The 23747-nt window shown below is 67.7% G+C and carries 23 protein-coding genes and 1 pseudogene; 13 read left to right on the top strand and 11 right to left on the bottom strand.

The window, feature by feature from the left end; all coding sequences use genetic code 11:
• Positions 1-229: 229 nt before the first annotated feature.
• Genes QRO91_RS03405 through QRO91_RS03380 form a run of 6 tightly spaced genes read left to right on the top strand, consistent with a single transcriptional unit; the run spans position 230 to position 6155 of the window.
• Positions 230-3061, top strand: coding sequence for a monovalent cation/H+ antiporter subunit A (locus tag QRO91_RS03405; protein WP_197650523.1), 2832 nt, complete (start codon positions 230-232; stop codon positions 3059-3061).
• Positions 3061-3453 (top strand): Na+/H+ antiporter subunit C, encoded by a 393-nt coding sequence (locus QRO91_RS03400; protein ID WP_049428077.1) that lies wholly within the window; start codon positions 3061-3063, stop codon positions 3451-3453. Before QRO91_RS03405 ends, QRO91_RS03400 begins: the two co-directional genes overlap by 1 nt.
• Positions 3450-4985 (top strand): monovalent cation/H+ antiporter subunit D, encoded by a 1536-nt coding sequence (locus QRO91_RS03395; RefSeq protein WP_049428076.1) that lies wholly within the window; start codon positions 3450-3452, stop codon positions 4983-4985. The genes QRO91_RS03400 and QRO91_RS03395 overlap by 4 nt, the downstream gene beginning before the upstream one ends.
• On the top strand, positions 4982-5488 hold the full coding sequence (locus tag QRO91_RS03390) for a Na+/H+ antiporter subunit E (protein WP_049428075.1): 507 nt from the start codon (positions 4982-4984) through the stop codon (positions 5486-5488). The genes QRO91_RS03395 and QRO91_RS03390 overlap by 4 nt, the downstream gene beginning before the upstream one ends.
• Entirely contained in the window at positions 5485-5769 is a 285-nt protein-coding gene (locus QRO91_RS03385) for a K+/H+ antiporter subunit F (protein WP_005411334.1), read from the top strand. Before QRO91_RS03390 ends, QRO91_RS03385 begins: the two co-directional genes overlap by 4 nt.
• On the top strand, positions 5766-6155 hold the full coding sequence (locus QRO91_RS03380) for a Na+/H+ antiporter subunit G (RefSeq protein ID WP_049428073.1): 390 nt from the start codon (positions 5766-5768) through the stop codon (positions 6153-6155). Before QRO91_RS03385 ends, QRO91_RS03380 begins: the two co-directional genes overlap by 4 nt.
• Positions 6156-6289: 134 nt before the next feature.
• Here QRO91_RS03380 and QRO91_RS03375 read toward each other — a convergent pair whose 3' ends face one another.
• The gene (locus QRO91_RS03375) at positions 6290-7255 is read right to left on the bottom strand and encodes a sodium:calcium antiporter (protein WP_197620082.1); all 966 of its coding nucleotides are present in this window, start codon (positions 7253-7255) and stop codon (positions 6290-6292) included.
• A 73-nt stretch (positions 7256-7328) separates the two neighbouring features.
• Positions 7329-7961, bottom strand: coding sequence for a hypothetical protein (locus tag QRO91_RS03370; protein WP_197620083.1), 633 nt, complete (start codon positions 7959-7961; stop codon positions 7329-7331).
• Positions 7962-8086: 125 nt separating this feature from the next.
• Between QRO91_RS03370 and QRO91_RS03365 the strand changes: the two genes are divergently transcribed.
• Positions 8087-8632, top strand: coding sequence for a hypothetical protein (locus QRO91_RS03365; RefSeq protein ID WP_197650526.1), 546 nt, complete (start codon positions 8087-8089; stop codon positions 8630-8632).
• Between the two features lie 125 nt (positions 8633-8757).
• Here the strand turns inward: QRO91_RS03365 and hmgA are convergent, their stop codons facing one another.
• Complete coding sequence (gene hmgA / locus QRO91_RS03360; RefSeq protein WP_049428067.1) at positions 8758-10065, bottom strand: homogentisate 1,2-dioxygenase; 1308 nt, start codon at positions 10063-10065, stop codon at positions 8758-8760.
• Between the two features lie 102 nt (positions 10066-10167).
• Positions 10168-11280, bottom strand: a complete 1113-nt coding sequence (gene hppD, locus QRO91_RS03355) for a 4-hydroxyphenylpyruvate dioxygenase (RefSeq protein ID WP_180849114.1) — start codon at positions 11278-11280, stop codon at positions 10168-10170.
• A 129-nt stretch (positions 11281-11409) separates the two neighbouring features.
• On the opposite strand from hppD, the gene QRO91_RS03350 reads away from it, so the two are divergent.
• Positions 11410-11904 (top strand): MarR family winged helix-turn-helix transcriptional regulator, encoded by a 495-nt coding sequence (locus QRO91_RS03350; protein WP_010482680.1) that lies wholly within the window; start codon positions 11410-11412, stop codon positions 11902-11904.
• A gap of 119 nt (positions 11905-12023) precedes the next feature.
• On the opposite strand, the gene QRO91_RS03345 is transcribed toward QRO91_RS03350, so the two are convergent.
• From QRO91_RS03345 to QRO91_RS03330, 4 genes are all read right to left on the bottom strand, one after another.
• Positions 12024-13166 (bottom strand): hypothetical protein, encoded by a 1143-nt coding sequence (locus QRO91_RS03345; RefSeq protein ID WP_285310255.1) that lies wholly within the window; start codon positions 13164-13166, stop codon positions 12024-12026.
• 226 nt (positions 13167-13392) lie between these two features.
• The gene (locus tag QRO91_RS03340; RefSeq protein ID WP_285310254.1) at positions 13393-13998 is read right to left on the bottom strand and encodes a thioredoxin family protein; all 606 of its coding nucleotides are present in this window, start codon (positions 13996-13998) and stop codon (positions 13393-13395) included.
• A gap of 19 nt (positions 13999-14017) precedes the next feature.
• Entirely contained in the window at positions 14018-15517 is a 1500-nt protein-coding gene (locus tag QRO91_RS03335; RefSeq protein ID WP_197650529.1) for a peptide MFS transporter, read from the bottom strand.
• A 181-nt stretch (positions 15518-15698) separates the two neighbouring features.
• On the bottom strand, positions 15699-16574 hold the full coding sequence (locus tag QRO91_RS03330; RefSeq protein WP_106551202.1) for a tryptophan 2,3-dioxygenase: 876 nt from the start codon (positions 16572-16574) through the stop codon (positions 15699-15701).
• A gap of 335 nt (positions 16575-16909) precedes the next feature.
• Between QRO91_RS03330 and pdhA the strand changes: the two genes are divergently transcribed.
• The 4 genes from pdhA to QRO91_RS03310 are packed head-to-tail and all read left to right on the top strand — an operon-like array spanning position 16910 to position 20792.
• Positions 16910-17992: a pyruvate dehydrogenase (acetyl-transferring) E1 component subunit alpha gene (pdhA, locus tag QRO91_RS03325; protein ID WP_049428059.1), complete on the top strand. Its 1083-nt coding sequence runs from the start codon at positions 16910-16912 to the stop codon at positions 17990-17992.
• Positions 17985-19052 (top strand): alpha-ketoacid dehydrogenase subunit beta, encoded by a 1068-nt coding sequence (locus QRO91_RS03320; protein ID WP_019338598.1) that lies wholly within the window; start codon positions 17985-17987, stop codon positions 19050-19052. The genes pdhA and QRO91_RS03320 overlap by 8 nt, the downstream gene beginning before the upstream one ends.
• A gap of 1 nt (position 19053) precedes the next feature.
• Positions 19054-19407, top strand: a complete 354-nt coding sequence (locus QRO91_RS03315; RefSeq protein WP_008265756.1) for an SH3 domain-containing protein — start codon at positions 19054-19056, stop codon at positions 19405-19407.
• Complete coding sequence (locus QRO91_RS03310) at positions 19404-20792, top strand: dihydrolipoamide acetyltransferase family protein (protein ID WP_049428057.1); 1389 nt, start codon at positions 19404-19406, stop codon at positions 20790-20792. The genes QRO91_RS03315 and QRO91_RS03310 overlap by 4 nt, the downstream gene beginning before the upstream one ends.
• Before the next feature lie 121 nt (positions 20793-20913).
• Here the strand turns inward: QRO91_RS03310 and QRO91_RS03305 are convergent, their stop codons facing one another.
• The 3 genes from QRO91_RS03305 to QRO91_RS03295 form a co-directional block, all read right to left on the bottom strand.
• Positions 20914-21300 carry a VOC family protein gene (locus QRO91_RS03305; protein WP_049428055.1) on the bottom strand — a complete coding sequence of 129 codons (387 nt, stop codon included), beginning with the start codon at positions 21298-21300 and terminating at the stop codon, positions 20914-20916.
• Positions 21301-21517: 217 nt separating this feature from the next.
• Positions 21518-22225, bottom strand: coding sequence for a YafY family protein (locus QRO91_RS03300; RefSeq protein ID WP_049428053.1), 708 nt, complete (start codon positions 22223-22225; stop codon positions 21518-21520).
• Complete coding sequence (locus QRO91_RS03295) at positions 22225-22860, bottom strand: NAD-dependent dehydratase (protein WP_180849116.1); 636 nt, start codon at positions 22858-22860, stop codon at positions 22225-22227. Before QRO91_RS03295 ends, QRO91_RS03300 begins: the two co-directional genes overlap by 1 nt.
• A 105-nt stretch (positions 22861-22965) precedes the next feature.
• On the opposite strand from QRO91_RS03295, the pseudogene QRO91_RS03290 reads away from it, so the two are divergent.
• A pseudogene (locus QRO91_RS03290) lies at positions 22966-23747 on the top strand (GGDEF domain-containing protein); the annotation flags it as partial.

Here is a 23747-nt window from a genome sequence, read left to right as displayed (position 1 = left end):
GCCCGCCCGTCGACGGCAGCCCCTGTGCGACAGGGCCTGCGGTCTCCCTGCGTGGGCGTAGGGTGTCTCCCGAGGGCAGCCGGCGAGGCGATGCAGGAACGCGATGTTGCGCCGCAGAAAAAATGAATCAGCGGACGTTACATGCAATTGATCGCTGTTCGATGGGTTTCGGCGACATTTCGCAGCCTGTTATCCTCCCTGACCTGCTCGTGAATCATGGATTCCCTGCATGCTCCCCAGCCTGCCCCTGCTGCTGGCCCTGCCGTTCCTGATGGCAGCGGCTGTTGCGGCCTTCCCCCGTAGTTCGCGCTCGACTGCTGCCTGGCTGGCGGCGCTGGCGCCGTTGGGCGGGCTGGCCATCCTCGGCTGGCTGACCCCGTCCGTACTCGATGGCCAGGTGGTCCGCACCCTGGTGCCCTGGCTGCCACAGATCGGCCTGGACTTCACCCTGCGCCTGGACGGGCTGGCCTGGATGTTCGCCGGGCTGGTGCTGGGCATCGGCGCACTGGTGGTGCTGTATGCGCGCTACTACCTGAGCCAGCAGGACAACGCGCACCGCTTCTACTGCTACCTGCTGCTGTTCATGGGCGCCATGCTGGGCATGGTGCTGTCGGGCAACCTGCTGTTGCTGATGATCTTCTGGGAAATGACCAGCATCAGCTCGTTCCTGCTGATCGGCTTCTGGTCGCACCGCCAGGACGCCCGCGAAGGCGCGCGCATGGCGCTGGTGATCACCGGCGGTGGCGGCCTGGCCCTGCTCGGTGGCGTGCTGCTGATCGGCCGCATCGTCGGCAGCTTCGACCTGGACGTGGTGCTGGCCGCCGGCGAGCAGATCCGCGCCAGCGCGCTGTATCCGTATGCCCTGTTCCTGGTGCTGGCCGGCATCTTCACCAAGAGCGCGCAGTTCCCGTTCCACTTCTGGCTGCCGCACGCGATGGCCGCGCCGACTCCGGTCTCGGCCTATCTGCATTCGGCCACCATGGTGAAGGCCGGCGTGTTCCTGCTGGCGCGCCTGCATCCGGCGCTGGCCGGCAGCGACCTGTTCTTCTACACGGTCAGCGGCATCGGCGCGCTGACCCTGTTGATCGGCGCCTGGAACGCGATCTTCCAGCACGACCTGAAGGGCCTGCTGGCCTATTCGACGATCTCGCACCTGGGCCTGATCACCCTGCTGTTCGGCCTGTCCACGCCGATGGCGGTGGTGGCCGGCGTGTTCCACATCCTCAACCACGCCACCTTCAAGGCCTCGCTGTTCATGGCCGCCGGCATCATCGACCACGAGACCGGCACCCGCGACATGCGCAAGCTGGGCGGCCTGCGCAAGCTGATGCCGTTCACCAGCGCGCTGGCGATCATCGCCTCGCTGGCGATGGCCGGCATTCCGCTGCTCAACGGCTTCCTGTCCAAGGAAATGCTGTTCGCCGAGGCGCTGACCGCCGGTGGCGGCCCGGGCGCGATGCGCACCGCGGTGTCGATCGCCGCGCTGCTGGCCGGCGTGTTCGGCGTGGCCTACAGCCTGCGCTTCGTGCACGACACCTTCTTCGGCCCTGGCCCGCACGACCTGGACCGCGTGCCGCACGAGCCGCCGCGCTGGATGAAGGTGCCGGTGGAACTGCTGGTGGTGATCTGCGTGGCGGTAGGCATCGCCCCGGCACTGACCGTGGCGCCGGTGCTGCATGCCGCCGCGGCGTCGATCCTCGGCAATGCCATGCCCGAGTACAGCCTGGCGGTGTGGCACGGCTTCAACCTGCCGCTGGCGATGAGCGCGATCGGCGTGGTCGGCGGCGTGGCGCTGTACTTCGGCCTGCGCAAGCTGATCAACCTGCACGGCGTGGAAACCCGCACCACCGGCCGCAACGTGTTCCATGCGCAGCTGGATGCGATTTCCGCGCTGGCCATGCGCCTGACCAACGGCATCGCCAATGGCAGCCTGCAGCGCATGCTGCTGGGACTGGTGCTGGTGGCGATCGTGGTCGCTGCCGCACCGTTCGTGGCCAACCCGGCCTCGCCGAACTGGACCGCGCCGCAGCCGATCCCGCTGCTGGGCTGGGCGCTGTGGCTGGTGATGATGGCCTGTGCAGTCGCCACCCTGCGCGTCTACAAGCAGCGCCTGCTGGCGGTGCTGCTGGTCGGCGGCGTCGGCCTGATGGTGGCACTGACCTTCGTGTTCCTGTCAGCGCCGGACCTGGCGCTGACCCAGCTGCTGGTGGAGATGGTCACCCTCGTGCTGATGCTGCTGGGCATGAACTACCTGCCCGCGCAGTCCGGGCCGGAGCGACCGCGCTGGCGCAAGCGGCGCGACGCGGTGATCGCGATCATCGCCGGCGCCGGCCTCGGCGCACTGGCCTATTCGGCGATGACCCTGCCGCCGAACACCATGGCCGGCGAACTGCTCGCCCGTGCCCTGCCCGAGGCGTACGGCCAGAACGTGGTCAACGTAATCCTGGTCGACTTCCGCGGCTTCGATACCTTCGGCGAGATCACCGTGTTCGGCATCGCCGCGCTGGTGGTGCACGCGCTGCTGCGACGCACGCGGATGGCCCCGGAGCAGATCATGCCTGGCCCGCCGATCAAGCTGCCGGTACCGGCCGATCTGGCGCAGATCATGTTCCCGCTGACGCTGACCGTGTCGATCTTCCTGTTCCTGCGCGGCCACAACGCGCCCGGTGGTGGATTCATCGCCGGCCTGGTACTGGCGGTGCCGCTGCTGATCCAGTACGTGATCCAGGGCACTGCGTCGGTGGAATCGCGCTTCGGCTTCGACTACATCCGCTGCATCGGCATGGGCCTGCTGATCGCCCTGCTCAGCGGCAGCGCCTCGATGCTGTTCGGCGTACCGTTCCTGACCAGTGGCCACCTGGACCTGCACCTGCCGCTGATCGGTGACGTGCCGCTGGCCAGCGCGATTGGTTTCGACATCGGCGTCTACCTGGTGGTGTTCGGCGGCGCCATGCTGATGCTGTCGATGATGGGCACGATCAAGCCCTCGCGTACCCGTACCGCCCGCAAGGGTGAGATCGACCTGCAACGCCGTTCGGCCCGCACCGGGGAGATGCACTGATGGAACTGGCCCTGGCTACCGCGATCGGCGTGCTGACCGCCATCGGCATCTACCTGCTGCTGCGTGCGCGCAGCTTCGATGTGATCCTCGGCATGACCTTCCTGTCCTACGCCACCAACCTGCTGATCTTTGCCGGTGGCCGCGTGGTGCTGGGCAAGGCGCCGGTGCTGCAGGAAGGCGTGGACAGCCACCTCGGCAACTACACCGACCCGCTGCCGCAGGCGCTGGTGCTGACCGCGATCGTGATCGCGTTTGCGATGACCGCGGTGAGCATCGTGCTGGCCATGCGCAGCCGCAGCGACAACCACAGCGACCACGTGGACGCCCACGAGCCCGACGACGACCTGCAGGATGAGAGCGTGCCGCCGCGCCAGGGCGAGGACCGCGCATGAACCATCTGGTGATCCTGCCGATCCTGATTCCGCTGCTGGGTGCTGCGCTGTCGCTGTTCGTCGAACACCGTCGCTACGGCCCCAGGGTGCAGCGCGCGGTGGCCTGGACTGCGCTGTCGGCGCTGGCGCTGGCGGTGGGCCTGCTGTTTGCCAGCACGGCCAGCGGTGACATCAACGTCTACCTGCTGGGTGACTGGCCGTCGCGGCTGGGCATCGCGCTGGTGGCCGACCGGCTGTCGGCGTGGATGCTGCTGACCACCCTGCTGCTGGCCATTCCCTGCCTGCTGCATGCCTGCTCAGGCTGGGACCGCCGCGCGCCGCACTTCCATGCGCTGTTCCAGTTCCAGCTGGTGGGCCTCAATGGCGCGTTCCTCACCGGCGATATCTTCAACCTGTTCGTGTTCTTCGAGGTGATGCTGATCGCCTCCTACGGCCTGCTGCTCAGCGGTGGCCGCGGCCTGCGCATGCGCATCGGCCTGCACTACGTGGTGTTCAACGTCACCGCCTCGACCCTGTTCCTGATCGCGCTGGGCCTGCTGTACGCCTCGCTGGGCTCGCTGAACATGGCCGAGCTGTCGCAGCGCATCGCCGAGGTGCCGCCGGCGCAGCTGACCCTGGTGAAGGCGACGATGGGCCTGTTGCTGCTGGTGTTCTGCGCCAAGGCTGCGCTGATGCCGCTGTACCTGTGGCTGCCGGAAGCCTATTCGCGCGCACCGGCGGCGGTGGCCGCGCTGTTCGCGATCATGACCAAGGTCGGCCTGTACTCGGTGCTGCGCATCCAGATGCTGTGGTTCGGCGATGACGCGGGCGCGATGGCCGGCTACGGCCGCGACTGGCTGCTGTGGGCCGGCGTGGCAACGCTGGTGCTCGGCGGCCTCGGTGCCTTGGCTGCGACCCGCCTGCGCGTGCTGATCTCGTACCTGGTGATCGTCTCGGCGGCCACGCTGTTCATCGCCTTCTCGGTCGGCACCCCGCAGGTGCTGTCAGCCGGCCTGTATTACCTGCCGCACAGCAGCTTCGTGGCCGCTGCGCTGTTCCTCATTGCCGATCTGATCCGCCGCCGCCGTGGTGGCGCCAGCGATCGCAAGGAGGTGGTGGCACCGATGCCGGGCAAGGAAACGCCGGCGGTGCTGTTCCTGATCGGTGCGGTATCGGTGGCCGGCCTGCCGCCGCTCTCCGGCTTCCTGGCCAAGGCCGCGCTGCTGGCCGGCATGCCGGCGCAGTACACCGGCCCGGTCTGGACCGCGGTGCTGGTCAGCAGCCTGCTGGTGATCATGGGCCTGACCCGCGGCGGTATCCGCCTGTTCTGGCGCGTGCCGCCGGTCGATCCGGAGGCACCGAAGCCGCGCAAGGCACGCCTGCGCCGGGTCGAGTTGTACGCCGCCTGCATCCTGCTGGGCTACGGCATCGGCATGACCCTGGCCGCCGCCCCGCTGATGCGCTACACCGACGCCACCGCTGCACAGCTGCTGCACCCCAGCGAGTACGTGCAGCAGCTGCGCGCGACCACGCCGGAGATCCGCCAGCCATGACCGCCCAGCGCTCCCTGTTCCGCCGCGTCATTCCCTCGCCGATGCTCAGCATCATGGTGGTGGCGTTCTGGCTGCTGATGTCCGACAGCTTCACCCTCGGCCAGATCGTGCTGGGGCTGATATTGGGCGTGGTGGTGCCGCTGTTCGCCGCACGCCTGGACCGCGAGTTCGCCCGCATCGGCACGCTGCGCCCGCTGCCCAAACTGCTGTGCGTGACCCTGTGGGACATCCTGATGTCCAACATCCGCGTCGCCCTGCAGGTGCTCGGCCCGGAGAAGAACATCCATCCGGGCTTCATCTGGCTGCCGCTGGACATCGCCAACATCCACGGCATCGCCGCGCTGACCAGCATGATCACGCTGACCCCGGGCACGGTCTCGGCCGCGCTCAGTGACGACCGCAAGTTCCTGCTGGTGCATGTGCTGCACCTGGAGGACCCACAGGACCTGATCGATACGATCAAGCGCCGTTACGAGGCGCCGTTGATGGAGATCTTCCCATGACCGGTTTTGAAGTCATCCAGACCACCCTGGTGGTGTGCATGCACGTGGTCGGCCTGGCCATGCTGCTGGCCACCTGGCGCCTGCTGCGCGGGCCGACCGTGCCCGACCGCATCCTCGCGCTGGACACCCTGTCGGTGACCGCGATCGCCGAGCTGATGCTGTTCGGCATGTACCTCAACTCGCCGATCTACTTCGAGGCGGCGCTGATCATCGCCATGCTCGGCTTCGGCAGCACCGTGGTGCTGAGCAAGTTCGTGCTGCGCCGGGACATTGTCGAATGATCACCTTCATCCAGATCGCCCTGTCGGTGCTGCTGCTGTTCGGCTGCTTCTTCATCCTGGTCGGCGCACTGGGGCTGGTGAAACTGTCGACGTTCTTCAAGCGCCTGCATGCGCCCACCAAGGCCAGCACGCTGGGCGTGGGCTGCGTGCTGGTGTGTTCGGTCTGCTACCACATCTTCCTCGGCCAGGACCCGCAGCCGCGCGAGCTGCTGATCACCGTGTTCCTGTTCATCACCGCGCCGATCAGCGCACACATGATGGCCAAGGCCGCGCTGTCGCTGCTGATGGAAACCCGCCCCAGCCTGCCCGGCAACGAGCCGGCTGCTGAAGAGCAGCTGCCGCCGCCGGAACCGGTGCGCGAGGAAGAAGGTTCACAGAGCCGGTAAATCCGGTAGAGGCCGACCTTGGTCGGCGCAGTGTTTTGGCGAGTGCCAACCAAGGTTGGCACCCACCGGATGATCGGTGGTAGGTGCCGACCTTGGTCGGCACGGCACCAACCGCATCCACGCATGGCGTGGATCTACATGGCCGGGGCGCCCACCAGCAGCAGCTCCAGCACGAACCAGCCGACGAAGGCGACCAGCAGGATTGCGCCTTCGCCGCGGCTGACCTTCAGGTCACCGCGCAGCATCGGGTACAGCACCAGCGCGAACGCAAGCAACGCGGGTAGTTCCAGGCGTACGAACGAAGCCGGCAGTGCGAGCGGCTGCAACACCGCCATCGCGCCGATCACCAGCAGCAGGTTGACAGCGCTGGAACCCAGTACGTGGCCCAGCACCATGTCGCCATGCCCGCGGCGCGCGGCGGCGATGGCGGTGGCCACTTCCGGCAGCGCGGTGCCGATCGCCACCGGCAGCAGGCCGACCAGCAGCGGCGTCCAGCCCAGCGCAGCACCGAAGTCGGCGGCAGCCCCCACCACCAGGCGCGCACCCCAGTACAGCGCCAGCGCCGCGATCAACACCCTCAACACGTTCAACGGCAGGCTGGTGCGGCTCAGCGCGGACTCGGCGATGACCGCCTGCACCTCGGCGTTCTCGCTGCGACCACGGCGCAGCAGCACGACCTGCATGACGATGAAGCCGGCCACCAGCACGCCACCTTCCCAACGCGCCAGGCGGCCATCCAGGCCGAACAGGATCAGCAGCATGCCGGCCGCCAGCAGCGACCACCACAGCACCGTCTGCAGGCGTGCGCGCAGCAGCAGCGGCGCGGCAAGCGCCGCCATGGCCAGGGTCAGGCCGAGGTTGGCGATGCTGCTGCCCACCGCATTGCCCAGCGCCAGTTCCGGCTGGCCCACCGCCAGTGCCCGCGCGTTGACCGCCAGTTCCGGCAACGAGGTGGCTACCCCGAGCAGCAGCAGGCCCGCAGTGAAGGGCGTGGCCCCGAAGCGTTGGGCCAGGCCGGACACGGCCTTGACGATGGAGTCCCCGCCCAGCGCCAGCAGCAGCAGGCCAAGCAGGAACCAGGCAATGGCAATGGCGATCATCGAGCACTCCCCCAGCGGTCGTGGCGCGATTCTACGCTGGGCCCGCGCGCAGGGCTGGGCCGTGGATCAAGGATCAGCCGCAGCCTTCCGCATAATCGACCTGGGGGGTCTTCCCGACCCGCCAGGTACCCACCCGGCCATCGGCACCGAGCGCGAAGTCGATCACCGCCCCGCCCTCCTGCGCCGGGCGAACGCGCAGGTGCTGGGCCTTCTCGTCGTACTTGTCAGGGCCGACATCGGCCCGCTCCGGGTACAGCACCTGCAGCTCACCCAGGGTCATGCCGACCTTGCCGCCGCCTGGTGCGGTGATGGCGGCGCTGCGCACGTCGTAGCGCACCAGCTTGCGGCCTTCGATCATCAGGCGCGGGTCCTCGGCATCCTGCGGACGCAGGAAGTAGCAGCCGTCGTTGCTGTCGTCGGCCGGCAATGGCTTGCCGGCAGCGTCGGTACCCAGCCCTTGCAGCGGCGTGTCGAAGCCACTGCGGACCTCGGCGATGCCGGCGCCCAGCTTCACGCCGGCGTAGCCATCCAGCCGCGCAGGGCTGTCGGTGCGGGGATCGGCCGGCGACCGGGTCGCCAGATCGGCATCGGCTGTGGCAGCAGCCGGCGTAGCGCCCTTGGCCGGAGCATCAGCAGGTGTCTCAGGCGTGCGGTTGCAAGCGGCAAGTGACAGCAACAACAGACCGGCAATCGGAAGGTGCTTCATCGGTGCGGTTCCCTGGCACGAAGGTAGCTGCACGCTAGCGCAGCACACGTGCAGATGCTGCATTGTCATCGCGGTTTCATCGCCTTCGTTCAGGCTTGGCGAGCACCGACCTGGCCGTCCCTTCCATGCAACCGCGCAAGACCGATCTCGCCCGAACCGCGCTGCAGGCCCACCGCGCGCCGCTGGACATGCGCCAGCGCCGGCTGCTGATCCTGTGCGACGGTCAGCGCGGCATCGCCGAACTGACCAGCCTGCTCGGCCCGGAGGCGCCGGCGATGGTCATCCAGCTGGTGCAGGCGGGTTATCTAAGCACCGGGCTGGCCACGACGACGCCCACGCCCTCCTCCAGAGCGGTCATCCCCCCCGAACCGGTTGCTGCAGCACCGGCACCCGCTGCAGCGCCTTCCATACCGGTCGAACGTCGCCGTTCGCTGGTGGCGGCGCGCATCTACGTGCTGGGCATCCTGGAGATGCAGCGGCATCCGCAGGCAGCGGCGCTGTTCCGCGACCTGCAGCAGGCGCGTGCGGAGGATGAGGTGCTGCAGCGGCTGCAGTCGGCGATGCAGCTGCTGCCCGCGCTGACTTCGGATGGCTATTGCCAGCGCGTGCGCCAACGCCTGCTGGAGGCGTTGCCGCTGGAGCATTGCGGCGCCTTCGCCGAGGTGGCGTAAGCGCAGGTTCCTGCCCATCCGGGCCGACCAGCGGTCGACCCCGACCGAAGGCCGCGTTCGGTAGATCCACGCCACGCGTGGATGCGGCCAGGATCCGTGCCAACCAACGGTCGGCACCTACCCACCTAGCGGGACGACCGGAAATTGTTGCGCAGGCCGTTCCAGCACTGCTGGTAATCGCCCTGGCGATGGCCGGCGGCCAGCGCCTGCGCGGTCGGGCGGATCACCCCGCGGGTCTCGAACATGAAGGCCATCGTGTCCTTGATCACATCGGCCTTGGACAGGTCGGCATTGGACGCCTTGTCGAAGGTCGGTGCATCCGGACCGTGGCCGCTCATGCAGTTGTGCAGCGACGCGCCGCCCGGCACGAAGCCTTCGGCTTTGGCGTCGTAGGCACCGTGCACCAAGCCCATGAACTCGCTGGCGATGTTGCGGTGGAACCACGGCGGGCGGAACGTGTTCTGCGCCACCAGCCAGCGCGGCGGGAAGATCGCGAAGTCCATGTTGCTGGTGCCCGGCGTGTCGCTGGGCGAATGCAGCACCAGGAAGATCGACGGGTCCGGGTGGTCGTAGCTGATCGAGCCGATGGTGTTGAAGCGACGCAGGTCGTAGCGGTACGGCGCGTAATTGCCGTGCCAGGCCACCACGTCCAGCGGCGAATGGTCGATCGGCGCACGCCACAGGCGGCCTTCGAACTTGGCGATCAGTTCGAAATCGCCATCCACATCCTCGAACGCCGCATGCGGGGTCTCGAAGTCGCGCGGATTGGCCAGGCCGTTGGAGCCGATCGGGCCCAGGTCGGGCAGCTTCAGCAGCGCGCCGTAGTTCTCGCAGATGTAGCCACGGCCAGGGCCATCGGGCAGCTCCACGCGGAAGCGCACGCCACGCGGAATCACCGCGATCTGCTGCGGTTCGATCTCGATCACGCCCAGCTCGGTCAGCAGGCGCAGCGCGCCCAGCTGCGGCACGATCAGCAGCTCGCCATCGGCGTTGTAAAAGTAGCGGCCGACCATGTCGCGGTTGGCGGCGTAGAGGTGGATGCCAACACCCGCGTGTGCATCGGGCGAGCCGTTGCCGCCCATCGTGTACAGGCCCTCGACGAAGTCGGTCGGCAGTTCCGGCAGCGGCAGCGGGCTCCAGCGCAGCTGGTTCGGCGAGGCCGGCTGTGCGCCGAAATCACACTGCAGCTGCGACTGCGCGAACGGGGTGAACTCGCCATGGGTCACCGCCGGGCGGATCCGGTACAGCCAGCTGCGGCGGTTGCTGCCGCGCGGCGCGGTGAAGGCGGTGCCGGTCAGCTGTTCGGCGTACAGGCCGTGGGCCACCTTCTGCGGTGAGTTCTGCCCGACCGGCAGCGCGCCGGCAACGGCCTCGGTGGCGAATTCGTTGCCGAAGCCGGACTGGTAGCCGCGGGCGGTGATGGCGCTGGACATGGGGGCTCCTGGATACGGCAAAACCGGAACGGAAAGCAGCCGAGCATGGCTCGGCTCTACAGATGGACAGGCGCCGGGACTGGCCCGGCGCTGCTGATGACCTTACAGCACGCCGCGGCGGATCTGGTCGCGCTCGATGCTCTCGAACAGCGCGGTGAAGTTGCCTTCGCCGAAGCCTTCATTGCCCTTGCGCTGGATGATCTCGAAGAAGATCGGGCCGATGCAGTTCTGGGTGAAGATCTGCAGCAGCTTGCGCTGGTGGGTTTCCGGATCGGCATCGATCAGGATCTTGTTCTTCGCCAGGCGCGGCACGTCTTCACCGTGGTTCGGCACGCGCTGGTCGATCACGTCGAAGTAGGTCTCCGGCGTGTCGAGGAAATCCACGCCCTGCGCGCGCATGGCTTCGACGGTCTCGTAGATGTTGTCGGTGAAGCAGGCGATGTGCTGGATGCCCTCGCCCTTGTACGCATCCAGGTACTCGTTGATCTGGCTCTTCGGGTCCGACGATTCGTTCAGCGGGATGCGCACGATGCCGTCCGGCGCGGTCATCGCCTTGGACACCAGGCCGGTCTTCAGGCCCTTGATGTCGAAGTAGCGGATCTCGCGGAAGTTGAACAGGCGCTCGTAGTAATCCGACCACTGCTGCATGTTGCCGAAGTACAGGTTGTGGGTCAGGTGGTCGATGAAGGTCAGGCCGAAGCCCACCGGGTGCAGGTCGGCACCGGCGATCGGCTCGTAGTCGCCGTCGTAGATGCTGCCGGCCGCACCGTAGCGGTCGACCAGGTACAGCATGCAATCGCCGATGCCCTTGATGACCGGGGCGCTGACCGCCTTGCTGTCCGGCTTGAAGGCGATGGCTTCGGCGCCGTTGCCCAGCGCGGTCTGGTAGACCTCCTGGCCCGGCTTCTTGAAGCGGATGGCGAAGCCGCAGGCGCATGGACCGTGCTTCTCGGCGAAGTCGGCGGCGAACGAATCGGGGTCTTCATTGACCAGGAAGTTGACGTCGCCCTGGCGATAGACGGTAATCGGACGCTGCTTGTGCTTGAGCACCGCGCTGAAGCCCATCTTCCGGAAGTAGTCGTGCAGCTCCTGGCCACGGCCGGCCGGGGCGGCGAATTCGACGAACTCGAAACCGTCGATGCCCATCGGGTTCTCGAAGGTGGTGACCTGCATGCCGGGGTTGGGGTGCGAGGCGGTCGGGACTGCGGTATTCATGGCGTGGCTCCGAATCGGTACCGCATCGGTACAAACCAGGTGCGGGCAGGTAGGGACCCGGCGAGAATGCAGGGTCTGGACCTACCCCTTATAGTTACACTTGAAACCACCAGCAAGGTGCACCGCAACATGAGCCCCGCCGATCCTGCCTCGACCCGCCTGCGTGCCTCGCACGTCCTGCTCGACCTGGAACAGTTCCTGCCGTACCGGCTGAGCGTGCTGTCCAACCGGGTCAGCGGCAACATCGCCAAGCTGTACGGTGATCGTTACGGTCTGGCGATTCCCGAATGGCGGGTCATCACCATCCTGGCGCTGTACCCCGGCTCCTCGGCCAGCGAGGTCTCCGACCGCACGGCGATGGACAAGGTGGCGGTCAGCCGCGCCGTGGCCCGCCTGCTGGAGCGCGGCTTCATCAAGCGCGAGACCCACGGCGACGATCGCCGCCGCTCGGTGCTGGCGCTGTCGGCGGCTGGCTTCGAGGTGTACGAGACCATCGCACCGATGGTGATCGAGATCACCCGCAAGCTGATGTCGGTGCTGAGCGAGGAGGAGGAGCAGCTGCTGGAGAAGCTGATCCTGCGCCTGGCCGGTGATGGCCTGGAGCGGATGGGCGAAGGGGTGTAACCACGCCGAGCGCGGCGATTGGTAGATCCGCGCCCTGCATGGATGGCGACACGCCGGCGCGGCTTCGGTGGGGGCAGAGCCCTTTCCTACGGAAAGGAATCCGACCCCTGGGCGTGGGGTCAGCTCAGATGCTTGCGCCGTGCGTGGATCCACGGCACGGCCAGCGCCGCAATGGCGCCACCGGCGAAGCCGAGCGAGGCGGCAACCGTGGCCGCTTCGACCGCCCCTGGCAGCGCCAGCGCGGCAGCTACGAGCAGCAGCGACGGCAGGCCCACGAAGGTGCCCAGGAAGAAGTGCCAGCGCGGCGACCAGGTGTTGAGCTGCAGCAGGCTGACCGGCTGCCAGGCTTCGGAGGCGGCGTCCTCGGCGATCTTCGCCACCGCCTTGGCCAGGTCCACTTCCGGCAGCGCGCGCCCCAGGCGAGCGGTCGCCAGCAGTTCGGCCACGGCCTCCACCGGCGGGAAGCTGGACGGCCACGCCACCGGCGCCGGCACGCCATAGGCGGTCAGCAGCGGCACGCTCAGCCACGGCGCCACCAGCGGACGCATGCGGCGGCGGCCCTGCACGCACCAGATCTGCGGCTGGCCGTGCGCGGTGACGCTGTACAGCGCCAGTTCGTTGGCCGGCGGATAGCCGAGCATGGTCACCCGTGCCGCCAGGCTGTCCTGGCCCATCGCACGCAGGAAACCCGGGCGGCTGCGCCCTTCCTGCATCCACGCCAGGCCGAGTGCACCCACCAGATAGGCCTCGGCCACGTCCTTGCTGCCGGCGGTGGCGCGCTCGTCACTGGCCAGGTACCAGGCCAGCGATTTCGGTTCGGACACATCGTCCAGGCCCCAACGGCTGTCGTCCCCCAGCACATGGCGCACTGGCAGGCGCGCGGGCGCGGTTTCGCCACGCTCGCCTGGCTGCAGGAACGGCAGCACGCCCTGGATGAAGGTGGACAGTTCGATCGCACGCACGCCATGGCCCTGCCATTCCGGCGGCAGCAACCCGGCCAGCTGGCCGTCGGCGGCCAATGCATCGAGCCGTGATTTCTGCTCGACCAGTTTCTGCACCGCGCCCTTCAGCACCACGTTGTCGGGCAGCGCGATCTGCGGCAGGCGGTGGCGTGGCGGCGCCAGTTCAACACTGTCCTCGCCGGTACCGGCGTCATCCAGCAGCGCCTCCTGCGGCGGCAGGGTGGTCACGCCCTCGCCTGCTTCGCCTTCGACCAGAGTGCTGGCAGGTTCGGGCAGTCGTTCGGCGTGGTCGCTGTGCATGGGCGTTCCGGTAGGTTGCATCGACGGGGCGTCGACTGAGGTCCTTGCCGGTAACGGCGTACGTGCGGTGAAGTTGAGACGCCGATTCAGAGAGTGTGACGGCGCGCGCAGTAGATCCGCGCGGGGCGTGGATGTGCCTCAGTGCCGACCAACGGTCGGCACCCACCGGGTTGGTGACCAGCAGATGGCACCCACCAGAGCATGCCGGCCAGCGACCGGCGCTACCCTATTCCGGTTTGTCAGGTGCCCACTGCTTGAGGAATGCGGTCACGCGCGCGGGCTGGAAGGCTTCGCCCTTGCGCAGCTCGCCGGTGGCCTGCGACACCAGCAGTCCGCCATCGGCATCGAGCACCAGCAGGTACGGGTAGTCGCGTTCCATCATCGGGAACTGGGCGAAGAAAGCGGTATTGGGTTGTTCGTCGCTGGCGTTGACCTTCACCCACACGTAGTGGGCATCGCGGAAGCGGCGCAGGTCGCCGTTGCCTTCCACGATCTCATCCAGCGCATGGCAGCGGTCGCAGGCGGCATTGCCGACCTCCAGCAGGATGCGCTTCTTGCCGCGCTGGGCTTCCACCTTGGCGGTGGCCAGGTCATCGGCGGGGTCGCGGGCCGGGTCGAACTGCGCGCCGAGCCCGGCGATGGCGGCGATGTCCGCCGCCACCGGGGTGTTGCCCGAGGCCACCGGTTCGCTGGGGTCAGCGACCGGTGGCTCGGTGGGTCGGGTATCCAGGGGCTGCGTGGGCTCGGCGGCGGCAGGCGGTTGCGGTTGGGAACAGGCGCCGATCAGCGCCGCACAGACCACCACCACTGCTCCACCGAGCTTCATGCGCATGCCTTCTACCCTCTCATCGTTACTTGACGCCGTGCATCAGCTTGTTGATCAGCGGGGCGATCAGGAACAGCACCACGCCGGAGCCGATCAGGGCCCAGAACCCGAAGGTATACCCCTTCAGGGCCGACTCGACCGTCATGCCGCCTTCACCACTGACCACGCCGGCGAAGATGCCCGACAGGTTGTTGCCGATGCCGGTGGACAGGAACCAGCCGCCCATGCCGAAGCCGACCAGGCGTACCGGGGCCAGCTTGGTCACCATCGACAGGCCGATCGGCGACAGGCACAGCTCACCGACCGACTGGATGACGTAGACCATGAACAGGGTCCAGAACGGGATCTTGCCGTCCACGACCATCTGCGACAGGGCGAACATCAGCAGCGCGAAGGCGGCGCCGTTGAACAGCAGGCCCAGGCCGAACTTGCGCGGGATGGACGGATTGGCGCGGCCCATGGCCACCCATATCCAGGCGATGATCGGCGCCAGGGTGATGATGGCCACCGAGTTGACCGACTGGAACCACGCGGTCGGGAAGGTCCAGTCACCGAACTGGCGGTTGACGATGTTCTCGGCCAGGAAGGTGAAGGAGCTGCCGGCTTGTTCGAAGAACATCCAGAACATCACGTTGAAGGCGAAGATGATCAGCATGGCGATCACGCGGTCGCGCTGCACCTTGCCCTCGCGGATGCCCTCGATCAGCAGCACCACGGCCAGCGCGGTGAACATCGCGCCCAGGATCCAGGCCAGGGCGGTGGCGCCGGTGGCCAGCAGGAAGTAGGCGATCGGAATGGCCACCACGGCACCGATCAGCACCATGATGATGCGGCCGAAACCTTCAGCGCCGGCCGGCGGTGCGCCGATGCCCTTCAGGCCGGCACGACCGATGTAGAACCACACCAGCGAGATCAGCATGCCCACGCCCGAGGCGATGAACACGACCTTGTACGACGGCATTTCCGAGGTACCGAAGACCTTGCGGGCCAGGTACTCGGTCAGCACCGGGGCGATCATCGCGCCGATGTTGATGCCCATGTAGAAGATGGTGAAGCCGGAATCGCGGCGCTCGTCCTTCAGGCCATACAGCTTGCCGACCATGGTCGAGATGTTCGGCTTGAACATGCCGTTGCCGACGATGATCGTGGCCAGGCCGAGCTTGAAGATGTGCTCCTGCGGCAGCGAGATCATGAACAGGCCGGCGGCCATGATGACCGCGCCGGTCAGGATCGAACGCTGGTACCCCAGCACCCGGTCGGCCACGTAGCCACCGAAGATCGCCGCGGCGTACACCAGCGCCAGGTAGGCACCGTAGATGCGGCTGGCGTCGCCTTCACCGGCGGCGTTGCCGTTGTAGAACTGGGCGACGATGTACAGCACCAAGGCCCAGCGGATGCCGTAGAACGCAAAGCGCTCCCAGAACTCGGTCATGAACAGCATCCACAGCGGGCGCGGATGGCCCAGCGTGGTCTTGAAGTCCGGCAGGGCCGGCTCTGGGGTGTTCGCAGTGGCGTTTACGCTCATGCGGGTTTCCTGGTTCGGTGGATGACGAGCACGTCCGCTGTGCAGTTGGAGCAACGCGCGAGGATCACCGACTTCTGGCGTTCACGTCAAATACACGCCGTTTGAGGCAGGTGCCGGCCTGCTCGCTGAACTTGCATCTGAAACGATCCAGCCAGCGGCCGGGATCCAAGCTGAATACGGATCAGCCCTGTTCTGCCGGGGGCCCGGCCTGCAGGCTGGTGCGCACCTGGAACAGCTCGGGGAAGAAGGTCAGTTCCAGCGCCTTGGCCAGGAAGCCCACCCCGGACGAGCCGCCGGTGCCGCGCTTGAAGCCGATCACCCGCATCACCGTGCGCATGTGGCGGAAGCGCCATAGCTGGAACGCGGTCTCCAGGTCCACCAGGTCTTCGCACAGCGAATACTCGCGCCAGTAGCGGTCGGTGTCCTGGTAGATGCGTTCGAAGACCGGCTGCAGTGCGTCGTCGGCCACATGCGGCTGGGTCCAGTCATGGGCCTCGTAGACCGTCGGGACAGCATGGCCGAAGCGGGCCAGGTACTTCAGGAACTCCTCGTACAGGCTCGGCGCCTCCAGTACGGTGCGCAGCTGCGCCTGGCCCGCGGCGTCGTGCTCGAACACCTGCAGCATCTGCGCGTTCTTGTTGCCCAGCAGGAACTCGATGTAGCGGTACTGCAGCGACTGGAAGCCCGACGAAGGGCCCAGCACGTCGCGGAAGCCCATGTACTCGGACGGGGTCAGCGTTTCCAGCACCGACCACTGTTCGGTCAGCTGGCGCAGCACCTGCTTGCTGCGCGCCAGCACCTTGCGGCACTGCCAGACTTCATCGCGCTGCAGGAAGCCGATTGCGGCACGCAGCTCGTGACCCAGCAGCTTCAGCCACAGCTCCGAGGTCTGGTGCTGGATGATGAAGAGCATCTCGTCGTGGTGCGGCGGGTTGGACAGCGGCTGCTGCGCGCTGAGAAGCTGGTCCAGCCGCAGGTAGCCGCCGTACGTCAGGCGCCCCTGCAGGTCGGTGTGGATGCCGGCTTCGAGATCGCGTTGGTTGTTGTCGACGGACATGGGTGCGGCCAGATCGGGGGCGGCAAGGGTAGCGCGTTGCCGCCATGCTGGCAGCCGCCACGTCCATACCGGGGCGTCCGGTTGGCCGTGGAGCATCGGCCGATGCCGGGCCTGCGCGTGGAACCCCACATGCCGTTGTACTGGCGGTCAGCCAGAGGCGTATTCTGATGCTTTGCAGCAACGACTGAATACGTTGTTGTTATTGGCCCCCCACCCGCCGGCAGGGGTAAAACGGGGAATCGCCGTGTTGCGGCGCAGGAAGGCTATTCCGTACGCGTTCCTTAACATGGCGATTCATATCATTTGTAACTTCTCTGTCGAAGGTGCAGTACGCAATGACGGTTGCCGCTGAATTCAAGATCGAATACCTGCAGTACCTGGACGCGGACGGCAAGCTCGTCCGCGATGACCTGCCCGCGTCGCTGCGCGACCCCAAGGTCCTGGTACCGCTGTTCAAGCAGATGCTGTACGTACGCACGTTCGACAGCAAATCCATCGCGCTGCAGCGCACCGGCAAGCTCGGCACCTATGCCGCCTGCCTGGGCCATGAAGCCGCGCACGTGGGCATCGGCGCTGCGATGCAGAAGGACGATGTGTTTGCACCGTCCTACCGCGAGTACGGCGCGATGTTCATGCGTGGCGTGCGTCCGCACGACGTGCTGATGTACTGGGGCGGCGACGAGCGCGGCAACGACTACGGCGGCAATGCGGCCAAGGACTTCCCGTTCTGCGTGCCGATCTCCACCCAGTGCCTGCATGCTGCAGGCGCCGCGCTGAAGTTCAAGCTCAACAAGGAACCGCAGATCGCCGTGGCGGTGTGCGGCGACGGCGGCAGCTCCAAGACCGACTTCTACGCAGCACTGAACTCGGCCGGCGCCTACAAGCTGCCGCTGATCCTGTGCATCGTCAACAACGGCTGGGCCATCTCGGTTCCGCGTTCGGCCCAGACCGGTGCCGAGACGCTGGCGCAGAAGGGCCTGGCCGGCGGCCTGCATTGCCTGCAGGTGGACGGCAACGACCTGATCGCGGTGCTGGCAGCCATGGAGCAGGCGCGCGAACGTGCGCTGGCCGGCGACGGTGGCACCGTGCTGGAACTGATGACCTACCGCCTGTCCGACCACACCACCGCCGACGACGCGCGCCGCTACCGCGACGACGCCGAAGTGAAGGATGCCTGGCAGCGCGAGCCGATGCTGCGCCTGCGCAAGTACCTGACCGCCGCCGGCGTGTGGAGCGAAGAAGAAGAAACCGCCTGGATCGCCGAGTGCGGCACGCGCGTGGACGAGGAAGTGAACCTGTACCTCAACACCCCGGTGCAGCCGGTCGAGGCGATGTTCGACTTCCTGTATGCCGATCCGCCGCCGGACCTGCTGGCCCAGCGTGCCCAGGCGATCGCCCTGGAGAAGCGCCATGGATGAGATCAAGAACGGCGCGCCCGGCGCGCACACCAACGCCGCCGACAGCGCTGCTGTCGCGCGCGGAGAAGAGAGCATGACCACCACGCCGATCACCCTCATCGAAGCCATCACCCAGGCGCTGGCCTGGGAGCTGGAGCACGACCCGTCGGTGCTGGTGCTGGGCGAGGACGTGGGCGTCAACGGCGGCGTGTTCCGCGCCACCGCCGGCCTGCAGCAGCGCTTCGGCTCCGAGCGCATCCTCGATACCCCGCTGGATGAAACCACCATCGCCGGCCTGACCATTGGCCTGGCCGCGCAGGGCATGAAGCCGGTGGCCGAGGCCCAGTTCGACGGTTTCATGTACCCGATGGTCGACCATATCGTCTGCCACGCCGCACGCCTGCGTTACCGCACCCGTGGCCGCCTGCACTGCCCGATGGTGCTGCGCGTGCCGTGGGGCGGTGGCATCCGCGCGCCGGAACACCACAGCGAAGCCAACGAGGCGATCTTCACCAACGTGCCGGGCCTGCGCGTGGTGCTGCCGTCTTCGCCGCAGCGCGCCTACGGCCTGCTGCTGGCCGCGATCCGCGAGCCGGATCCGGTGATCTACATGGAGCCCAAGCGCATCTATCGCCAGTACAAGGAAGTGGTCGTCAACGACGGCGAAGCCTTGCCGCTGGACGTCTGCTTCGTGCTGCGCGACGGCACCGACGTGACCCTGGTGACCTGGGGCGCGCAGGTGAAGGAAGCGCTGGAAGCGGCCGACAAGCTGGCCGGCGAAGGCATCAGCGCCGAAGTCATCGACGTGGCCACGCTGCGTCCGCTGGACTTCGCCACCATCGCCGAATCGGTGGCCAAGACCGGCCGCTGCGTGATCGTGCAGGAGGCCCCGAAGACCGCGGGCTTCGGCGCCGAGATCGCCGCGCGCCTGGCCGAGGAATCGATCTACGACCTGCTGGCCCCGGTCGAACGCGTTACTGGCTACGACACCCACATTCCGCTGTTCCGCCTGGAAATGAAGTACCTGCCGAGCGTTGAGCGGATCGTGGCTGCAGCCAAGCGCGCGGTGGCGGCCGGCTGACATGCGGGCCCGCCTTCTGGGGGCTTACCGCAGCCAGTATCCCAACCCGCTCCGGTTCCACACCGGCCAGATCGTCGAAGTAGGTGTCCGTGACGAGGAATGGCCGGCGTTTGCCTGGGTACGCACCAACGATGGGCGCGCTGGATGGGCGCCCGTCGCCTGGTTGCAGCTGCTGGACGAGGGTCGCGCCGAAGCACTGTGCGACTACGACGCCCGCGAGCTGGATGTGGAAAGCGGCGAGATGGTGAAGCTTCATCACGAACACGGTGGGTGGTGGTGGTCCGAGCGCGCCAATGGCGCGACGGGCTGGCTGCCGGCCCGCGAACTGGAACTGCTGGAAGAGAACTGCAAATGAGCCAGACCAAGAACTTCAACCTGCCCGACCTGGGCGAAGGCCTGCCGGACGCGACCATCGTCGAGTGGTTCGTCAAGGAAGGCGATGTGATCAAGCTGGACGAGCCGCTGGTCTCGATGGAGACCGCCAAGGCCGTGGTGGAAGTGCCCTCGCCGTTCTCCGGCAAGGTGCTGAAGCTGTCCGGCGGTGCCGGCGACATCATCCCGACCGGCTCGGTGCTGGCCAGCTTCGAACTGGACCCGAACCTGCCGCAACGCGCCGATGGCCAGGACACCGGCCACAGCCATGGCCATGCCGCACCGGCCGCTGCACCGACGCCGCCGCCGCTTCCCGCTGCCGCCGCACCGGTGGCCGCAGAAGAAGCCAAGCCCGCCGCAGCCGAGCGTGATGACGCCGGTACCGTGGTCGGCGCGATGCAGAGCTCCAATGCCGTGCATGCCGAACAGGCGCTGGCCGTCGGTGGCGTCAAGGCCGTGCCGGCGGTGCGTGCGATGGCGCGCAAGCTGGGCGTGGACCTGAGCCGCGTGCCAGCCACCGGCACCGATGGCGCCGTGACCATGGCCGACGTCAAGCAGGCCGCCGCCAATGGCACCGCCAAGCTCGGCGCCGCCCCGGCACCGGTCGCCGCCGCCGCGTATGCCGCACCGGCCCCGGCGCAGGTGTCTGCCCCGGTGCAGAGCGAAGCCCGCACCCCGCTGTCTGCCGCTGGCAAGCCGATGCGCACCCAGCCGCCAGGCGTGGTCGCCAAGGGCCAGCCGGAACCGCTGAAGGGCGTGCGCCGCAACATGGCCCGCGTGATGGCCGACGCGCACAGCAAGGTCGTGCCGACCACGCTGAACGACGACGCCGACATCCACGCCTGGCTGCCGGGCAACGACGTCACCGCGCGCCTGGTGCGTTCGATCGTGGTGGCCGCGCAGAAGGTGCCGGCGATGAACGCCTGGTTCGATGGCGAAGCGCTGACCCGCACCCTGCACGCCCAGGTCGACATCGGCATCGCCGTGGACACCGACGACGGCCTGTTCGTGCCGGCCCTGCGCAATGCCGACATGCTCGACGCACGCGGCATCCGTGAAGGCGTCAATCGCCTGCGCGAGCAGGTCGAATCGCGTTCGATCGCCGCCTCGGAACTGAGTGGCTACACCATCTCGCTGTCAAACTTCGGCATGTTCGCCGGTCGTTACGCAACTCCGGTCGTCGTGCCGCCGTGCGTGGCCATCGTCGGTGCCGGCCGTGCCCGCCACCAGATGACCCCGGTGATGGGCGGCGTGGAAGCGCACAAGGTGATCCCGCTGTCGGTCACCTTCGACCATCGCGCGGCAACCGGCGGCGAAGCCGCACGCTTCCTGCGCGCGATGATGGACGACCTGGCGCTGGCCAGCTGATCCAGCTGATCGGTGGGTGCCAACCTTGGTTGGCACATGAGTTGGAGAAACGCCGGGCACTGCCCGGCGTTTTTTTTGTGCCCGCATCCATGCATGGCGTGGATCTACCAAATGCCTGCGATCAATCGCGAGCGACCATGCCCTCGGCGCGGCTGTAGACACGCAGGCGGTGCCCGTCAGGATCGGCACCGACGAAGGTGTAGCCAAACTCCAGCGTCACCGGCGCCTGCAGGATCTGCACGCCGAGTGCGTGCCACGCATCGTGCATCTGCTGCACGGCGTCGGGGTTGGCGACGACCATCGCCAGTTCGGCGGCACCGGCCTGCGTGGACACCGGCGGTTGCACGTCGTCGCGCTGCCACAGGCCCAGGGCAGCGCCATCGCCGAGCAGGAACAGGGCAAAGCCGGGCGACTGCTCGACCGGCGGTTTGCCGAGAATGCCGCTGTAGAAAGTGGCGCTGGCGGCGACGTCGCGCACGTACTGCAGCAGGGTGCTGGGCTTGAACATGGGGAAGCTCTGTTGTTGGGAGCGATCATGGTGGTATGGGCCTGCTGACAGATTCTGTCAGCAGATTCGACTGTCGGTGGATTCGTCTGTCGGTAGAGTCGACTGTCAGTCGACTGCTCTTCCTTCAGCGTGCTTGAAACCCCGCGCTGCGCGCGATAGTCGACTAACAGTCGACTCTACCCCGCCGCCCGCTCCCCGCTTCCCGCTGTTGCTGTGGTTATGAGCGATCCAGCCAGTCCGGTGCGATGCCCTGCGCTTTCTGCCAGCGTCGCAGCAGGGTGGCGCGTGGCACCAGGTAGTGATCCTCCAGCACGCGCACCTGACGGATGCGGTCGAGCCTGAAATGCCGGAAGTCCTCGCGACCTTCGCACCATGCCGCCAGCATCGGCACTTCATCGAAGTAACCCAGCGCGAACGGCCAGACGGTGCGCTCGGTACGCTGGCCCTGCGCGTCCTCGTAGCCGAACTTCAGGCGCTGCTGCGAACCGACAGCCTCTCGCACGGCCTGCAGACGAGCCGCGGGAACCTTGGCCGCGGCGCGCGACGGGCCCACGCGCAGGCCACTGTCACGCAGCGCTTCGCGCCGTGCTGCAGGCAACACATGGGCGATACGCGCCAGGGCATCACGGGCAGCCTCGGCCAGCGCAGGCTCGGTGCGCGCGGCGACCCAGCGCAGGCCCAGCACCAGCGCGTCGATCTCGGCCGGTGGCAGGGTCATGGGAGGCAAGGTATCGCTCGGCGCCAGCAGGTAGCCGACGCCGGCCTCGCCACGCAGGTCAGCGCCCTGCTCGCGCAGGGTCTCGATATCGCGGTACAGCGTGCGCAGGCTGATCCCCAGCGCGTCGGCGAGGGCCTGCCCGGCCACCGGACGTCGATGACGGCGCAGCAGCTGCAGCAACTGGGTCAGGCGCAGCGCACGTGACATCAGCCGACCAGCGCGCTCGATGCCACCACGTGCTCGCCCGGCTGCGGGGCCAACGCGGCCTCGACCAGCACCTTGGCGATTTCGGTAGCCGGATTGATCCGCCACGCCCGCGGCAACACCGGCCCCAGCGCGCCCAGCACCGTCAGCGCGAAACGCTCACCACGGCGCACCTCGTTGCGCTCGCCCCCGATCAACCCTGGGCGGACCAGGGTCAACGAATTGAAGCCCAGCGCGCGCAGGTCGCGCTCCAGCTCGCCCTTCACCCGGCTGTAGAAGATCGACGACTGCGGATCGGCACCGGCTGCGGAATTCAGCACATAGGCCTGCGCACCCTGCGCCTGCGCCAGGCGGGCGAACGCCAGTGGGTAGTCATGGTCGATGCGATGGAAGGCCTCGCGGCTGCCGGCCTGGGCAATGGTGCTGCCCAGCGCGCAGATGACCGCGTCCACGCGCGCCCACCCCGGTGCGGCCGGCAGCGCGTCGAAGGCCAGCACCGGGTTTTCCAGCGTCGCGCGGGTCAACGCCAGCGGGCGGCGGGTGGGTGCCACCACGGCGCTGCAGCGCGGGTCGTCCAGCAGCCGGGACAGGGTCAGCCCGCCGACAAGGCCGGTCGCCCCCAGCAACATCACGCGCATCACCACCTCCACTGCGGCATCCTGTCGCCCATCGTAGCCGTTCAAGCCATCGGCAGCCGCGCCGATATGCTGGAACCTGACCCTGCCAGCCCCAGGATTTGCTCCATGACGGACCAGCCCGACCACCGCCCTGCCCCCGGTACTGCCCTTGGGCCGCCGGCACGCGTGCGTGCGGTGGTGGACGATGGGCTGGGTGACCGCGTGGTGCTGCAGGGCGGCGGTGGCGTGGCCCTGCAGCAACTGTTCGCAGGCGCCGACGCGCCGGAACCGCTGCTGGCGGCGTTCGCCAACGGCATGGCCACCCTGCCCGGCGAGCTGGGCGACATGGGCGACCGCCTGCAGTCGGCGCAGGCCAGCGCCGACTGGCCACGCTACGGCCGCGCGATGCGGCAGCTGATCGACAAGTACATCCGCACCATCGAGCAGCATTCCCCGGACGGGCAGCCGGAAAGCCTGCGCCTGTCCGAGCAGCTGCGGCTGCTGCTGGGTGGGGCGGTGGTAGCCCTGCTGCAGCACGACCCGGACCTGCGTGAGCAGGCACAGGCGCTGGCCATGCGCCTGCGCCAGTGGCAGCCGGGCACGGCACTGGAACCGATCGAACAGGGCGTGCGCGAGCTCGGCCACCAGGTCGGCGTGCGCGCCGAGAGCTGGCAGGAGCAGCAGGCACTGCTGCTGGAACTGTTCGCGCTGCTGCTGGAGAACGTGAGCGAGCTGCTGGACGACCGCAGCTGGCTGCAGGGCCAGATCGCCGCAGTACGCCAGCTGCTGGACGGGCCGTTGGAGGCCGAGGCCGTCGAGCGAACCCGCGCCGAGCTGCGCGAAGTGATCTACAAGCAGGGCCTGCTGCGCCAGGGCATCGATGATTCAAAGGCGGCCATGCGCGGGCT

Source organism: Stenotrophomonas maltophilia group sp. Smal32 (assembly GCF_030237085.1).
Taxonomy (GTDB): Bacteria; Pseudomonadota; Gammaproteobacteria; order Xanthomonadales; family Xanthomonadaceae; genus Stenotrophomonas; species Stenotrophomonas maltophilia_Q.
Note: the sequence above shows the minus strand (reverse complement) of the source record. Positions and strands in the feature narration are given on the sequence as shown.

Excerpts from the sequence above, each read along its gene's own strand:
- QRO91_RS03310 (WP_049428057.1), top strand. The coding sequence starts at position 19,404 with ATGAGCCAGACCAAGAACTTCAACCTGCCCGACCTGGGCGAAGGCCTG.
- QRO91_RS03320 (WP_019338598.1), top strand. The coding sequence starts at position 17,985 with ATGGATGAGATCAAGAACGGCGCGCCCGGCGCGCACACCAACGCCGCC.
- QRO91_RS03300 (WP_049428053.1), bottom strand. The coding sequence starts at position 22,225 with ATGTCACGTGCGCTGCGCCTGACCCAGTTGCTGCAGCTGCTGCGCCGT.
- hmgA (WP_049428067.1), bottom strand. The coding sequence starts at position 10,065 with ATGTCCAGCGCCATCACCGCCCGCGGCTACCAGTCCGGCTTCGGCAAC.
- QRO91_RS03400 (WP_049428077.1), top strand. The coding sequence starts at position 3,061 with ATGGAACTGGCCCTGGCTACCGCGATCGGCGTGCTGACCGCCATCGGC.
- QRO91_RS03405 (WP_197650523.1), top strand. The coding sequence starts at position 230 with ATGCTCCCCAGCCTGCCCCTGCTGCTGGCCCTGCCGTTCCTGATGGCA.
- QRO91_RS03330 (WP_106551202.1), bottom strand. The coding sequence starts at position 16,574 with ATGTCCGTCGACAACAACCAACGCGATCTCGAAGCCGGCATCCACACC.
- QRO91_RS03295 (WP_180849116.1), bottom strand. The coding sequence starts at position 22,860 with ATGCGCGTGATGTTGCTGGGGGCGACCGGCCTTGTCGGCGGGCTGACC.
- hppD (WP_180849114.1), bottom strand. The coding sequence starts at position 11,280 with ATGAATACCGCAGTCCCGACCGCCTCGCACCCCAACCCCGGCATGCAG.
- QRO91_RS03385 (WP_005411334.1), top strand. The coding sequence starts at position 5,485 with ATGACCGGTTTTGAAGTCATCCAGACCACCCTGGTGGTGTGCATGCAC.
- QRO91_RS03395 (WP_049428076.1), top strand. The coding sequence starts at position 3,450 with ATGAACCATCTGGTGATCCTGCCGATCCTGATTCCGCTGCTGGGTGCT.
- QRO91_RS03365 (WP_197650526.1), top strand. The coding sequence starts at position 8,087 with ATGCAACCGCGCAAGACCGATCTCGCCCGAACCGCGCTGCAGGCCCAC.
- QRO91_RS03375 (WP_197620082.1), bottom strand. The coding sequence starts at position 7,255 with ATGATCGCCATTGCCATTGCCTGGTTCCTGCTTGGCCTGCTGCTGCTG.
- QRO91_RS03335 (WP_197650529.1), bottom strand. The coding sequence starts at position 15,517 with ATGAGCGTAAACGCCACTGCGAACACCCCAGAGCCGGCCCTGCCGGAC.
- QRO91_RS03370 (WP_197620083.1), bottom strand. The coding sequence starts at position 7,961 with ATGAAGCACCTTCCGATTGCCGGTCTGTTGTTGCTGTCACTTGCCGCT.
- QRO91_RS03305 (WP_049428055.1), bottom strand. The coding sequence starts at position 21,300 with ATGTTCAAGCCCAGCACCCTGCTGCAGTACGTGCGCGACGTCGCCGCC.
- pdhA (WP_049428059.1), top strand. The coding sequence starts at position 16,910 with ATGACGGTTGCCGCTGAATTCAAGATCGAATACCTGCAGTACCTGGAC.
- QRO91_RS03380 (WP_049428073.1), top strand. The coding sequence starts at position 5,766 with ATGATCACCTTCATCCAGATCGCCCTGTCGGTGCTGCTGCTGTTCGGC.
- QRO91_RS03345 (WP_285310255.1), bottom strand. The coding sequence starts at position 13,166 with ATGCACAGCGACCACGCCGAACGACTGCCCGAACCTGCCAGCACTCTG.
- QRO91_RS03315 (WP_008265756.1), top strand. The coding sequence starts at position 19,054 with ATGCGGGCCCGCCTTCTGGGGGCTTACCGCAGCCAGTATCCCAACCCG.
- QRO91_RS03340 (WP_285310254.1), bottom strand. The coding sequence starts at position 13,998 with ATGCGCATGAAGCTCGGTGGAGCAGTGGTGGTGGTCTGTGCGGCGCTG.
- QRO91_RS03390 (WP_049428075.1), top strand. The coding sequence starts at position 4,982 with ATGACCGCCCAGCGCTCCCTGTTCCGCCGCGTCATTCCCTCGCCGATG.
- QRO91_RS03350 (WP_010482680.1), top strand. The coding sequence starts at position 11,410 with ATGAGCCCCGCCGATCCTGCCTCGACCCGCCTGCGTGCCTCGCACGTC.